Below are 13,521 nucleotides of genomic sequence, written 5' to 3'. Positions count from 1 at the left end.
CCACCCCAGGGGGTGCGGGGACACCCGTACCCCCTGGGGCCGTGCGTGCTACTTCGGTGCGGCCGGGACCGGCGTCTCCGCCTGCGCACGCGCGAGTGGGACCGCGCCCGGGGGCACCCGGAGCTGCCGTCGGCCCGCCAGGACGTACGTGAGGCCGAAGCCCGCGCCGACGACCGCCGCGCCGCCCGCCGCGTCCAGCACCCAGTGGTTCGCGGTGGCGACGATGGCGCAGACCGTGAAGAGCGGGTGGAGCAGGGCGAGGAGCTTCATCCACAGCTTGGGTGCGAGGACGAGGACGATCAGGCCGCACCAGAGGGACCAGCCGAAGTGCAGCGAGGGCATCGCCGCGTACTGGTTGGTGACCGCGGTCATCGCACCGTAGTCCGGGTTGGCGAGGTCCTGCGGGCCGTGGACGGTGTCGATGAAGTCCATGCCGGGCATCAGGCGCGGCGGGGCCAGCGGGTAGAGCCAGAAGCCGAGCAGCGCGAGCAGTGTGGCGAAGGCGAGGGACGCGCGTGCCCAGCGGTAGTCGGAGGGGCGGCGGACGTAGAGGACGCCGAGGATGGTCAGCGGCACGATGAAGTGGAAGGACGTGTAGTAGAAGTTGAAGAAGGCCTCGGCCCACTTCACCTTCACCACCGCGTGGTTGACCCAGTGCTCGATGTCGATGCCGAGCGCCTGCTCGGTGGAGACGATCTGGCGGCCGTGCTCCTCGGCGGCGGTGACGCCGCCGGTCGCGGCGGCGCGGATGTGCGAGTAGGCGGAGTAGCCGACCCGGATCACGAGGAGTTCGAGGAGCAGGTTGGGGCGGCTGAGCACCCGCCGCCAGAAGGGCAGCAGCGGCACCCGGCGCCAGCGGGCCGGGGCGGGCAGGGCGTACTCGGTGGGGATGGGCGCGCGGAAGTACGGCGAGGTGCGGGGCAGGAACGGCACCGCGCAGGCGGCCGCGAGCGCGGCGACCAGGACGACGTTGTCGCGTACGGGGAAGAGCACGGCGATGTTGGGCAGCAGCATCGCCTGGGGCAGCGTCATCGCCAGGACGATCAGGACGGGCCAGAGCATCCGGTCGGCCGCCCGCTTGCCGACACGGCCGACGACGGCGAGGAGCACCCACAGGAGCTGGTGCTGCCAGGCGGTGGGCGAGACGGCGACGGCGACGCAGCCGGTGAGGGCGACGGCGAGGAGGAGCTGGCCGTCCTGGGCGTAGCGGACGGCGCGGCGCAGGCCGAACCAGCAGACTGCGCCGGCGAGCGCGACGTAGAGCGCGATCTCGAGCGGGCCCTGGAGGCCGAAGCGCAAAAGCGCGCCGTGCAGGGACTGATTGGCGAGGCTGTCGGGGCGGGCGCCGAGTCCGGCGCCGGCGACATGGTGGACCCAGTACGTCCAGGAGTCGCTCGGAAGCGCGGCCCAGGCGAGTGCCGAGCAGGCGGCGAAAGTGCCGGCCGAGGTGAGCGCGGCGCGTCTGCGGCCGGTGAACCAGAGCAGCGGCGCAAAGAGCAGAACCGTGGGCTGAAGGGCCGCTCCGACACCGATCAGCAGGCCGGACGATCTTTCCCCGCGGGCGGCGAAGCAGCCGAGGAGGACGAGCAGAACCGGGATGATGCTGGTCTGCCCGAGGTAGAAGCTGTTGCGCACGGGCAGCGAGAGCATCAGCAGGCTGATGGCGATGGGGGCGGCGAGCAGGCCGCTTCGGCGCGATACGGGGCCCGGGAGGGCGCGGGCGACGACCAGGCCGAGGCCGACGACGAGCAGGAGCGTGCCGAAGGTCCAGGCGACGCCGAGGCTCTGCTCGGCAGAGCGCGCGAGCGGTTTGAGTACGAGTCCCGCGAAGGGTGTGCCGGTGAACTTGTCGGCGTCGTACAGCGAGCCCTTCACATGCAGGACGCCGTTCTCGCCGATCCAGGTCTCCAGGTCGGTCAGCCGCTCGCCGGGCGGCTGCCGGAGCACCGCTGCCGCCTGCCGTATCGCGAGGACGGCGGCCACGAGCCACAGGGCGGCCCTGGCAGCGCCCATCCTCGAGTCCGTCGTCCCGCTCCCGCGCACGCTGTGCTCCGCGTTCGCCACGTCGCGCCGGCCTCCCCTACGTTCTGCGTTTCTGGTTCATAGAGCCTCGCATTGCCCCCCGAAGGAGACCCAGGCAACCCCCTCTTAGCCTGAGTGTCACCCCGTTTTGACCGAATATCTCGCCGACCGGCACCGGAACCGCAAGTTCGGGGCCGTCGTCACAGGAGGCATGCGGGGGAACATACAAGAAATGCGGGCCAGGATTCTGCTGGTCGTGGCAGCGCTGCTCGCGCTGCAGCTCGGATCGCTGATCAGCCCGGCGTACGCGTGCGGCTGCGGGGCGATGGTGCCGGACCGCGGGTCTCATATGGCGGTCGACCGCGAGACCTCTGTGGTGGGCTGGGACGGGCGTACGGAACAGATCGTCCTGCGCTTCACGGTCGACGGGAACGCGCGGAAGGCCGCGTGGATCATGCCGGTGCCCAGCAGGGCGACGGTGGAACTCGGTGACCGGGCGCTCTTCGACGAGCTGGAGACGGTGAGCGCGCCGGAGCACAGGACGCGGCACTACTTCTGGCCGCGCGCCCACGACTGGCCCTTCTCGTCCGGCTCCACGGATTCCGCGGGCGCGCCGGCGCCGGGAGCCAGGGCTTCGGTGGGCGTGGTGGGACGGGAGCGCCTCGGCGACTTCGATGTCGCCCGGCTGACGGCGACGGATCCGCGGGCGCTGCGAAGCTGGCTGGAAACCAACGGCTTCGTGCTGCCGGCCGGTCTTGCGACGGAGCTGAAGCCGTACGTCGCTCAGAAGTGGGAGTACGTGGCGGTGCGGCTGGCCCCCGAGGCGGAGGGTGCGATGCTGCGCGGCACGCTCGATCCGCTGCGGCTGCGGTTCGCCAGCGAGAAGTTGATCTACCCGATGCGGCTGTCCCGGCTGGCCAAGAACGCTCAGTCGCTGGGCCTGTTCGTGCTGGCGCGGCACCGGATGGAGCCGAAGTCCTCGATCGGCGGGGATGCGCCGGAGGTGACGTACGCGGGCAAGGTCCCGGCGGACGGGGTGCTCGCCGGGTTCGCGGGCGGCGGGCAGACCTTCCTGACGGCGCTGGACCAGAGGTTCCCGGAGCCGGGGCGGATCAGCGGCGATCACGAGCTGCGGGCGGCCGAGGCGGACACCGCCTTCCGGCGGGTGGTGTACGAGGACGAGCTGCTGACGGCGGGCGGTGTGCCGGTGTGGCTGCTGACGGTCGGCACAGGGCTCGCGGCGCTCGTGGTGGCGGCGCTGTGGCGCGTACGGGCCAGGCGCCGCAGGCCGGTCCTGCCGCCGCCCCCGGTCCATGTGCCGCCGCCGGTCGCCTGAAAAGTGGGGCTCGCTGAAATAGGTTGGGCCCATGACCCAGGAGCAGTGGAACGCAGTTGACCGCTTCATCACCGACCACCTCGTCCACGACGACGAAGCCCTCAAAGCGGCCCTCGCGGCGAGCGACGAGGCCGGCCTCCCCGCCATCGCCGTTGCCGCGAACCAGGGCAAGCTGCTGAACCTGCTGGCCCAGATCCAGGGCGCCCGCAGTGTGCTCGAGATCGGCACACTGGGCGGCTACAGCACGATCTGGCTGGCCAGGGCGCTGCCGGAGGGCGGCAGGCTGATCTCGCTCGAATTCAACCCGGCCCACGCGGAGGTCGCCCGCGCGAACCTGGCCCATGCGGGCCTCGACAAGATCGCCGAGGTCCGCGTGGGCGCGGCCCTGGACACCTTGCCGAAACTGGTCACCGAGCCGGGCGCGGGCCCCTTCGACCTGGTCTTCATCGACGCGGACAAGCAGAACAACCCGCGCTACGTCGAGTGGTCCCTCAAGCTGACCCGCCCCGGCAGCCTGATCATCGTCGACAACGCGATCCGCGGCGGTGCGGTCGTGGACGCGGACAGCACGGACCCGGCGATCGTCGGCACGCGGGAGCTGTACGAACTGGTGGCGCGTGAGCCGCGGCTGGACGCGACGGCGGTGCAGACGGTGGGGACGAAGGGGTACGACGGCTTCCTGCTGGCGAGGGTGGTGGACTGACACCTCCGGTCGGGGGCGTGGGCGGTGCGGCAGGATGGGCGCATGAGCATTGTGAAGATCAACGCCCTGACCGTGCCCGAAGAGCAGCGTGAGGTGCTGGAGAAGCGCTTCGCGTCCCGTGCCGGGTCGGTGGAGAACTCCGACGGCTTCGAGTGGTTCGAGCTCCTTCGGCCGCTCGAAGGGACAGACCAGTACCTCGTCTACACACGCTGGCGCGACGAAGCCGCGTTCCAGGCATGGATGGAGGGCTCGATGAAGACGGCGCACCAGGGTGGCGGCGAGCAGGGTGGCGGGGAGCGGCCGAAGCCCGCCGCCACCGGGTCCACGCTCTGGTCGTTCGAGGTGGTGCAGCAGGCCGCGCCCAAGGCGTAGGCCCTCTTCGGGCCGGCTCTTCAGGCCGGCTCTTCAGGCCGGCCAGGAAATCGTTGGCCAAGGGTTCGCTGGCTCGGGTAGAGAGAGCGTCATGACGACGTGGACCATGGCCCCCGAAGCCTTCGATTCCGCCGACGCCGGCGTGCTGCGGCGCGAGTACTACGACGAGGTCGCGAGCCGCTACTGGAAGCGGCCCGCGACCGCCGAGGAGATCGACGAGGGGCTGACCGGGGACGGCGCCGAGCAACTCACGCCGCCCACCGGGCAGTTCGTCGTCGGGCGGTACGGCGGCAAGGTCGCGGCATGCGGCGGGGTGCTCATGCTGGACGCCGAGCGGGCGGAGCTGACCCGGGTCTTTCTGCGGCCCGCCTTTCGCGGCAGGCAGGGCGCGGGGCTGCTGCTGGGGGCCCTGGAGGACGCGGCGCGCGGGCTCGGGGCGCGGCGGATGGTGCTCAATACGCGGCTCGATCTGATCGAGGCGCGCAAGCTGTACCTCCGGCACGGCTACGCGGAGATCCCGGCGTACTGCTCGGGGCCGTACATGGAGGTCTGGTACGGCAAGGCGCTGTGACCCGGGGCGGCCGAGGGCCCGCGGGGCTCCGAAGCGCGCGGCCGGGCGGCCCGGGCCCGGGGAAGGCCGGTTGACCCGCAGCCGACGCCCGGGTCCAGGTGGCCCCGAGCTCCCGGGGCTTCAGCGGGCGTGGTCCCGCTTCGGGTCGGGGCTGTACGGGCGCTCCTCGTCCGAGCCGCACAGTTCCGCGGTCAGGTCCCGGACCAGTTGCACCAGATCCGTCGGGCGATCCGGGCCCCACCAGTCGCCGAGGAGCTCCGCCAGCGATTCCTCGCGGGCGTTCGACAGACGTACGGCCGCCTCCATCCCCGCGTCGGTGAGCATCAGTTGCGGCCCCTCGCGACGGGCCAGGCCCCGCTCCTCCACCTGACGGGAGGCCTCGGTGATCGCGCGCAGCGGCACCGGCGTGGTGTCGGCGAGCCGTTGGGGCTCCACCATGCCGTGGCGGCGGATGCGCAGCAGCAGCCAACTGGCCGCGGGCAGCAGGTCGTACCCCGCCTTCTCGGTGATCTTCTCGTAGATCCTGCGCCGGCCGTCGCGCGAGCCGAGCACCGAAAGCGCCCGTGCCACCTCCTCGTGGGAGGAGCGCGTGACCGGGTTGGAGGCCACGGTCTCGCTGGGGTCGGGCGCGGTGACCGAGCCGCGCAGCTTGTCCTCCTTGAGGAACCAGGCGACGACGAAGGCGACGGCCACCACGGGAACGGCGTACAGGAAGACGTCGGTGATGGACGACGAGTACGCGTGCAGCACCGAGGGGCGCAGCGCGGACGGCAGTTCGGAGATCGCGCGCGGGTCGGCCGCCAGCTCGCTCGCCCCGGCGCCGGGCGGCACCTGCTGTCCGGCGAGCGCGTCGGTCAGTTTGTTCTCGAGCCCGTTGGTGAAGATCGTGCCGAAGATGGCGATGCCGAACGAGGCGCCGATGGAGCGGAAGAAGGTCGCCCCCGACGTGGCGACGCCCAGGTCCGCGTAACTGACCGCGTTCTGGACGACCAGCACCAGCACCTGCATCACCAGGCCGAGACCGGCGCCGAAGACGAAGAAGTACGCGCTCATCTCCCAGGTGGAGCTCGTCTCCGTGAGCTGGTGGAGCAGGACCAGGCCGACGGCGGTGACACCGGTGCCCGCGATCGGGAAGACCTTCCAGCGTCCTGTGCGGCTGACGATCTGTCCGGACGCGGTCGAGGTGAGCAGCATGCCGAGCACCATCGGCAGCATGTGCACACCGGACAGGGTCGGTGTGACGCCCTGCACGACCTGGAGGAAGGTCGGCAGATAGGTCAGCGCGCCGAACATCGCGAAGCCGACGATGAAGCTGATGACGGCGACGAGCGAGAAGGTACGGATCCGGAACAGCCCCAGCGGCAGCACCGGTTCGGCCGCGCGCCGCTCCACGTAGAGAAAAGCGACGAGAAGTACGGCGCCGAGTACGGCGAGGCCGATGATCTGACCCGAGCCCCAGGCCCAGGTGGTGCCGCCGAGGGAGGCGACCAGGACCAGACAGGTGGCGACGGATGCAATGAGGAAGGTGCCGAGGTAGTCGATGGTGTGCCGGGTCGGGCGGGCCGGGATGTGCAGTACGGCGGCGATGACGAGCAGTGCCACGACGCCGATGGGCAGATTGATGTAGAACACCCAGCGCCAGCTGAGGTGTTCGGTGAAGAAGCCGCCGAGGAGCGGCCCGAGGACGCTCATCGCGCCGAACACCCCGCCGAACAGGCCCTGGTATTTTCCGCGTTCGCGCGGCGAGACGATGTCGCCGACGATCGCCATCGACAGGACGATGAGGCCGCCGCCGCCCAGACCCTGGAGCGCGCGGAAGCCGATGAGCTGCGGCATGTTCTGCGCGATGCCGCACAGCGCGGAGCCGATGAGGAAAATGACGATGGCGGCCTGGAAGAGCTTCTTGCGGCCGTACTGGTCACCGAGCTTGCCCCACAGGGGCGTCGCCGCGGTCGAGGCCAGAATGTAGGCGGTGACCACCCAGGACAGATGGTTCATGCCGCCGAGCTCGCTGACGATGGTCGGCAGCGCGGTGGAGACGATCGTCTGGTCGAGGGCGGCGAGCAGCAGGCCGAGAAGCAGTGCGCCGATGGCGACCATGACGGCCTGCCGGTTCTGGCCCTCGCCCGGGGCCGGACTGACGGCCTCGGTGCTCACTTCCTGAGCCATGCCGCTCTCTCTCCTCGCCGCTCTCCGCACCACTCTCCTCCTCATCGTGGTGGGTGTGACCGGTTATGGCCTGCCGAGGGAGCCGGGCGCCGTTGGGTCTCGCCTGCGGCGGCTGCATAATCGCTCGCAGGTAAAGGGGAGGGAACCGGCAATGACCGGACACGTGTGTCCTGAATGCGGTATGCCGCGCGGCGCCGGGGGCAGAGCCGTGCCCGGCTGCCACTGTGCGGCGCGGGCGAGCGAGGCGGTCGGGGCCGGGCGAGAGGCGGAGATCGCGGCGACGCGGGTTTTCGATCCGTTGCGGGTGCGGCCGTATGTGAGCTTGCGCAACGTGGGCGAGAGCGGGTCCGGGCCGGAGACGGTGCCGCTGCTGCTGCCGGATGCGGTGGTTCCGGGGCCGGGTGACGAGCGGGACGCGCGCGAGGCGGTGGACCTCACGAACGTGGACCTCACGGCGGTGGACCTGGGCCGGGTGGATCTCACGCCGACGGGCCACACTCCCGGGCGCCACCGCGGCCGCCGACGGCCGTACCGGGGTCTCTTGGTGGTCGCGGCGGCGGTGGCGGTGGCGGGGACCGCGGCGTTCGCGTCAGGGCTGTTCTCCGGGGACGACGAGCGCGACAAGGCCCTGCCGGACCGGGAGACGAGCGCGCCGAGCCTGAACGTCCTGCCGGACGCCCCCTCGTCGTCGCCGACCGGGTCCGCCTCGCAGACCGCGTCGGCTTCGGAGACTGCGTCGGCCTCGCCGTCCGTAACGCCGTCGGCGGATGCGTCGTTGCGCATGGCCCCCGGCCCGTCCGCGCCCTCGGATCCGTCGACGCCGCCCGCGACGGCGAGTGCGTCGGGATCGGCCTCCGCGGCGCCGCTCGGTGCCCGGTCGGGCACGCTGCGCCCCGGGGACAGCGGACCGGAGGTCGTGGAGCTCCAGCAGCGGCTGGCCGAGGTGTCGCTGTACTCGGGCCCGATGGACGGGCAGTACAGCCAGTCCGTCGAGGACGCGGTGCGCTCCTACCAGTACGACCGGCACGTCAAGGGCGACCAAAAGGGGGTCTACGGCCCGAAGACGCGCCGCGAGCTGGAGGCCGAGACGCAGGACCCGTGACGCTCGCTCTGCGCCGACCGGGTGGCGCAGACCGCCAGGTTTTTGTATCGTGATGGAACAAAGTGGTTCCGTCCGTATTCCCTGACCGGCGGGCGGAGCCACTTGTTCTCTTCTCCCGCGCCCTGGAGTACGCCGATGCCGGCAACCGCCCCGTTCGTTCTGACCGCCCGCGCCCTCCTGCTCGACATGGACGGCACCATCGTCAACTCGGACGCGGTGGTGGAACGCTGCTGGCGCCAGTGGGCGACGGAGCACGGCCTGGACCCGGACGAGGCGCTGAAGGTCGTACACGGCAGGCAGGGGTACGCCACGATGGCGGCACTCCTGCCCGACCGGCCGATGGAGCAGAACTACGCCGAGAACCGCGTGATGCTCGCACAGGAGACCGCGGACACCGACGGCGTCGTCCCGGTCGCGGGCGCCCCCGCCTTCATGGCCGCCATCGCGGGGCTCCCGTACGCCCTGGTGACCTCGGCGGACGAGGCTCTTGCCCGGGCCCGGCTGTCCGCCGCCGGGCTGCCGATACCGGAGATCCGCGTCACCGCCGAGTGCGTCGGCGCGAGCAAGCCGGACCCGGAGGGCTTCCTCAAGGGCGCGGCCGAACTCGGCTTCGCCCCGGCGGACTGCGTGGCCTTCGAGGACTCCGAGGCGGGCATCGAGGCGGCGAGGGCGGCGGGCATGCGCGTGATGGGTGTGGGCCCGCGCGCGGCGGCCCTGTCCCCGGACGCGCACATCCAGGACCTGACCTCACTGCGCGTGGAGCCGGGGCCCGACGGCACGATCCGTTTGTACGTCACGGGGTGACGGTTGCCCTGCACGGCCTGACCCCGCGCCCTACCCCGCCACCGCCTCGAACAGGCTGAACCCCGCCAGCACCAGCATCAACCCCGCAGCCACCTTCGTGATCAACCTCAGCGGCACGAACTTCATCAGCGTCCGCCCGCCCAGAATTCCCAGCCCCGCCACCGTCCACAGCGCCAGCACCGCCCCGATGCCCACCGACAGCGGACTGTCGTAACGCGCGGCCAGATTCGCGGTCATGATCTGGGTCAGATCACCGAACTCAGCCACCAGAATCAGCATGAAGCCCGCCCCGGAGACCTTCCAGAAGGACTGGTCCGCCGGGGCCTTGATGTGTTCCTCGTCGCCGTCGTCCTTCTTCAGCAGCACCAGCGCGCCGGCAAGGAAGAGAACGCCCACCACCGCCTGCACCAGCCGGTGCGGCAGCAGCGTCAGCACGCTGCCCGCCGCGATGGCGAGCGCGACATGGACCGCGAACGCGGCCGCGACACCGACGAAGACGTACGAGGCGCGATAGCGAGTTCCGAGCATCAGACCGGCGAGCGCGGTCTTGTCGGGGAGTTCGGCGAGAAAGACGACACCGAAGGTGATCGCCAGGATGCTGAAGCTGAGCACGGAACGGATTCCTCAATCGGTCGGGCTGCCGGACCGAGAGACCTGATCGGAAAGGGGTCGCTTCGGCACGGCAGCGTCACCTGAAAAGACAGGACACTGCGGCCGAAGGTCTCGCTGGCGGGCCGGGTCGAACTGGTCGACGAGGGCCGCCTCCGGGCGCCGGCCGGGCACGAGGCCCGGCAGTATGTCGACGTTCCGGCGAAGAGCTACTCCCCTTCTGCTCCGTTCAGGGTACGTCAGGCGCCACTCACGGCGAATCCCGGTACAGCCGCCCCCGCGCCACCAGCTCCAGCACCACCGACACCGACACTGCCTGCACGGCCATCAGCGCGACCAGCACAAACAGCTGCACCGCCCCCGCGAGCAGCGGTGAGGCGCCGCCCAGCAGCATGCCGACGAACGCGCCCGGCAGGGTGACGAGCCCCACGGTCCTGGTCTGATCGAGCCCCGGCAGCAGCGCGTCGGAGGCGGCCGGGCGCGCCACCTCCATGCGGGCGTCGCGAACGAGCAGCCCGAGCGCCATCCCCGCCTCCACCTCTCCGTGCCGCAGCCCCAGCTCGTCCAGCGCCCGCCGCCCGCCGAGCACGGTCGCGGTGAGCGCGCCGCCGATGAGGATGCCGGTCACCGGTACCAGCGTGATGCCCTTCAGCGGGACGAGGCCGGTGAGCAACAGCGCGGCCACCACGGGCACAACACCCGCGGCGATCGGCAGCCACGCCCACCGCCACGTCCGGTTCGCGGTGATCCGCCGGCCCGCCGTCCGTACCGCGACCGCGTACATCAGCAGCAGAAACGCGAACAGCAGCGGCAGCGAACGGACCACCCAGCCGATCACCAGGGAGACGGCCGCGAGTTGGACGGCCGCCCGCACGCCCGCCACGGCGATCTCGCGCGCCCGGCCCAGCCGGGCGACGGCGGCCACGGTCGCCGCGACGGCCAGCAGGACGGCCAGCACAGCGCCGAAGGTGACATTGACCGTGAGCAGCACCCGGCAACCCTACGACGTGCCACGGCATGTGCCGGAGTGTCAGAAAAGACTTGATCTGACGTGCCCATGTCGCCACTCTGTTACCTGGCGCCCACTCCAGCGAAACCTGGCGCCGACAACATGGCCACGCCCGAACGGCCAAATACCCCCCACATCCAAGGAGTTCGCATGTCAGGTGTCTACGCGCGTCAATGTCGCCGTATAGCCGTACTCGCCGCAACCTCCGCTCTCGCCGTCACCGGTCTGCTCGCCACCGCCCCCACCGCGCAGGCCTCCCCGCCCACCCCCGTCAGCGCCGCCACCGCCCGTACCTATCTCGCCGGGCTCACGGTGTCCCCCGAGGGCTCGTCCACAGGCTACAGCCGCGACAAGTTCCCGCACTGGATCACCCAGTCGGGCGCGTGCAACACGCGCGAGGTCGTCCTCAAGCGCGACGGCAAGAACGTCGTCCAGGACTCCAGCTGCGCCGCCGTCAGCGGCAGTTGGTTCTCCGAGTACGACGGCGCCACCTGGACCGCCGCCGCCGACCTGGACATCGACCACATGGTGCCGCTCTCCGAGGCCTGGAAGTCCGGCGCGAGCAGCTGGACCACCGCCAAGCGGCAGTCCTTCGCCAACGACCTCACCCGTCCGCAGCTGATCGCCGTCACCGACAACGTCAACCAGGCCAAGGGCGACAAGGACCCGGCGGAGTGGCTGCCCTCGCGCACCTCGTACCGCTGCATGTACGCGCGCATGTGGGTGGACGTGAAGCACTACTACGCGCTGACCGTGGACTCGGCCGAGAAGAGTGCCCTCCAGGGCATCCTGAACGGCTGCTGACCAGCGGCTGACGGTTCCTGCAGGAACCTGGTGGCCCTCCCCTGTCGTTCCGTACCGTACGGGGCGACAGAGGAGGGCAACACATGGCCGGGCTGCGCGTGGGACCACTGCTGCGGTACGTCGACTGGGAGTCCGGCGGGAGCGCGACCGTCTGGGTCGAGGCCGACCGGCCGTGCACGGCCGAGGTGCGCTGCGAGGACGGCGCGCAGGGCACGGCGCGTACGTTCCAGATCGCCGGCCACCACTATGCGCTGGTCCAGGTCACCGGCCTGACACCCGGGACGACGACCGCGTACGAGGTGCTGCTCGACGGCCGGCGGGTCTGGCCGCTGGAAGGAAGCCCGTTCCCGGCGAGCACGATCCGTACTCCCGACGTCCCCTCCGACGGCGTCACCGTCTCCTTCGGCTCGTGCCGCTGGTCGGCCGCGCCACGCGGTGGGCACGACCCGGTGGGACCGGACGCGCTCGACACCCTCGCCGCGAAGCTCGCCGCCGACCCCACGGCCGTACGCCCCGATGTGCTGCTTCTGCTGGGCGACCAGGTGTACGCGGACGAGACGTCCACAGCGACCAGGACCTGGCTCGCCGCGCGCCGCGATCTGCGCGAGCCCCCCGGCGCGGAGGTCGCGGACTACGAGGAGTACACCCGGCTCTACGACGAGTCCTGGCTGGACCCCGAGGTCCGCTGGCTGCTCTCCACCGTGCCCAGCTGCATGATCTTCGACGACCACGATGTGATCGACGACTGGAACACCTCCGCTTCCTGGCTGGCGGAGATGCGCGAGACGGCGTGGTGGCAGGAGCGGATCCTCAGCGGGCTGATGTCGTACTGGGTCTATCAGCACCTGGGCAACCTCTCCCCGGCGGAGCTGGAGTCGGACAAGCTGTACGCGGCGGTGCAGGCGTCGCCCGACGGGACGGATGCGCTGCGGCGGTTCGCCGCCGAGGCGGACTTGGACCCGGCGTGTGTGCGCTGGAGTTACCGCCGCGACTTCGGGCGGACCCGGCTGCTGATGGTGGACACACGCGCCGGCCGGGTCCTGGAGGAGCAGCGGCGGGCGATGCTGGACGCGGACGAGGCGCGCTGGCTGCGCGACCAGGTGCGGGACGGGCGGGGGTCCGCGACGGGATCCGGACACGGGTCCGCCGCGGGGTCCGGGCACGGGTCCGCGACGGGGTCCGGGCACGGGTCCGGGAAGTTGCCAGGGACAGGGACAGGGCCGGCGGCAGATTCGCTGCCCGGATCCGGTTCGGGGCCGTACGACCATCTCCTGATCGGAACCTCGCTGCCCTGGCTGCTGCCGCCGCTCATCCATGACGCGGAGAGCTGGAACGCCGCGCTCTGCCGCGGCGAGCGCGGCGACCGCTGGGCCCGCTTCGGCGAGGATCTGCGCAGACGGGCCGACTTGGAGCACTGGGCGGCCTTCCCCGATTCCTTCGCGAAGCTGGCCGCGCTGATCGCGGAGGCGGGCAGCGGGGACGACGCTCCGGCGACGGTGTGTGTGCTGTCGGGCGATGTACACCATGCGTACGTCGCCGAGCCCGAGTGGCCCGGCCCGGCACCGGAGGCCAGGGTGCTCCAGCTGACCTGCTCGCCCGTGCACAACTCCATTCCCCGCCCCATACAGCTGGGCTTCCGCTTCGGCTGGAGCCGCGCCGGACGGCGGCTCGGGCACGCCCTGGCTCGCCACGGCAGGACGGGCAGACCGCCCGTCCACTGGGAGCGGACGGGCGGCCCGTGGTTCGGCAATCAGCTGATGACATTGGCGCTGCGAGGCCGTTCGGCGGTGCTGCGGCTGGACCAGGCGCAGACGGTGGCGGGCGCGGCCCGGTCCGCGAGCGGCGCGGGTACGCGGCTGGTGACGGCGGATGAGCGGGAGTTGACTGCGAACGGTGATCCATCCCACAGCGGAGGGTGATCCTCGCCCCCTGGGGTTCGACTCCGGCGCCTCCCCCGGCATGATGAGCCGAACATTCCGCTGCCAAGCACCCCACATGCCCCGGGAGTTCCCGTTTTGTC

12 protein-coding genes are annotated in these 13,521 nt (G+C 71.2%); 8 read left to right on the top strand and 4 right to left on the bottom strand.

What is annotated here, in order from left to right; translation table 11 throughout:
- Window positions 1–48: 48 nt before the first annotated feature.
- Window positions 49–2,013: a bifunctional glycosyltransferase 87/phosphatase PAP2 family protein gene (locus OG729_RS27605; protein ID WP_405808523.1), complete on the bottom strand. Its 1,965-nt coding sequence runs from the start codon at window positions 2,011–2,013 to the stop codon at window positions 49–51.
- Between the two features lie 241 nt (window positions 2,014–2,254).
- On the opposite strand from OG729_RS27605, the gene OG729_RS27600 reads away from it, so the two are divergent.
- The 4 genes from OG729_RS27600 (at window position 2,255) to OG729_RS27585 (ending at window position 5,004) form a co-directional block, all read left to right on the top strand.
- Entirely contained in the window at window positions 2,255–3,358 is a 1,104-nt protein-coding gene (locus OG729_RS27600; RefSeq protein WP_405808522.1) for a DUF2330 domain-containing protein, read from the top strand.
- 31 nt (window positions 3,359–3,389) lie between these two features.
- On the top strand, window positions 3,390–4,061 hold the full coding sequence (locus tag OG729_RS27595) for an O-methyltransferase (RefSeq protein ID WP_405808520.1): 672 nt from the start codon (window positions 3,390–3,392) through the stop codon (window positions 4,059–4,061).
- 42 nt (window positions 4,062–4,103) lie between these two features.
- Window positions 4,104–4,433 carry an antibiotic biosynthesis monooxygenase family protein gene (locus OG729_RS27590; protein ID WP_404723093.1) on the top strand — a complete coding sequence of 110 codons (330 nt, stop codon included), beginning with the start codon at window positions 4,104–4,106 and terminating at the stop codon, window positions 4,431–4,433.
- A 91-nt stretch (window positions 4,434–4,524) separates the two neighbouring features.
- A complete protein-coding gene (locus OG729_RS27585; RefSeq protein WP_405808519.1) occupies window positions 4,525–5,004 on the top strand; it encodes a GNAT family N-acetyltransferase in 480 nt (159 codons plus the stop codon).
- Between the two features lie 120 nt (window positions 5,005–5,124).
- Here OG729_RS27585 and OG729_RS27580 read toward each other — a convergent pair whose 3' ends face one another.
- Window positions 5,125–7,173 (bottom strand): MFS transporter, encoded by a 2,049-nt coding sequence (locus OG729_RS27580; RefSeq protein WP_360874685.1) that lies wholly within the window; start codon window positions 7,171–7,173, stop codon window positions 5,125–5,127.
- Window positions 7,174–7,324: 151 nt separating this feature from the next.
- Between OG729_RS27580 and OG729_RS27575 the strand changes: the two genes are divergently transcribed.
- Both OG729_RS27575 and OG729_RS27570 read left to right on the top strand, forming a co-directional pair.
- Window positions 7,325–8,275: a peptidoglycan-binding protein gene (locus OG729_RS27575; RefSeq protein WP_405808518.1), complete on the top strand. Its 951-nt coding sequence runs from the start codon at window positions 7,325–7,327 to the stop codon at window positions 8,273–8,275.
- Window positions 8,276–8,410: 135 nt separating this feature from the next.
- A complete protein-coding gene (locus tag OG729_RS27570) occupies window positions 8,411–9,079 on the top strand; it encodes an HAD-IA family hydrolase (RefSeq protein ID WP_360874679.1) in 669 nt (222 codons plus the stop codon).
- 30 nt (window positions 9,080–9,109) lie between these two features.
- Here the strand turns inward: OG729_RS27570 and OG729_RS27565 are convergent, their stop codons facing one another.
- Together OG729_RS27565 and OG729_RS27560 are read right to left on the bottom strand one after the other, a co-directional pair.
- Window positions 9,110–9,691 carry a TMEM165/GDT1 family protein gene (locus tag OG729_RS27565; RefSeq protein WP_405808516.1) on the bottom strand — a complete coding sequence of 194 codons (582 nt, stop codon included), beginning with the start codon at window positions 9,689–9,691 and terminating at the stop codon, window positions 9,110–9,112.
- Window positions 9,692–9,938: 247 nt separating this feature from the next.
- A complete protein-coding gene (locus OG729_RS27560) occupies window positions 9,939–10,679 on the bottom strand; it encodes an ABC transporter permease (RefSeq protein ID WP_405808514.1) in 741 nt (246 codons plus the stop codon).
- A gap of 168 nt (window positions 10,680–10,847) precedes the next feature.
- Between OG729_RS27560 and OG729_RS27555 the strand changes: the two genes are divergently transcribed.
- Both OG729_RS27555 and OG729_RS27550 read left to right on the top strand, forming a co-directional pair.
- Window positions 10,848–11,501 (top strand): HNH endonuclease family protein, encoded by a 654-nt coding sequence (locus OG729_RS27555; protein WP_360874671.1) that lies wholly within the window; start codon window positions 10,848–10,850, stop codon window positions 11,499–11,501.
- A gap of 83 nt (window positions 11,502–11,584) precedes the next feature.
- On the top strand, window positions 11,585–13,420 hold the full coding sequence (locus OG729_RS27550) for an alkaline phosphatase D family protein (protein WP_405808512.1): 1,836 nt from the start codon (window positions 11,585–11,587) through the stop codon (window positions 13,418–13,420).
- Window positions 13,421–13,521: the final 101 nt, after the last annotated feature.

This window comes from Streptomyces sp. NBC_00210 (genome assembly GCF_045160975.1).
Taxonomy (GTDB): domain Bacteria; phylum Actinomycetota; class Actinomycetes; order Streptomycetales; family Streptomycetaceae; genus Streptomyces.
This window is presented reverse-complemented; position numbering and strand designations above follow the sequence as displayed.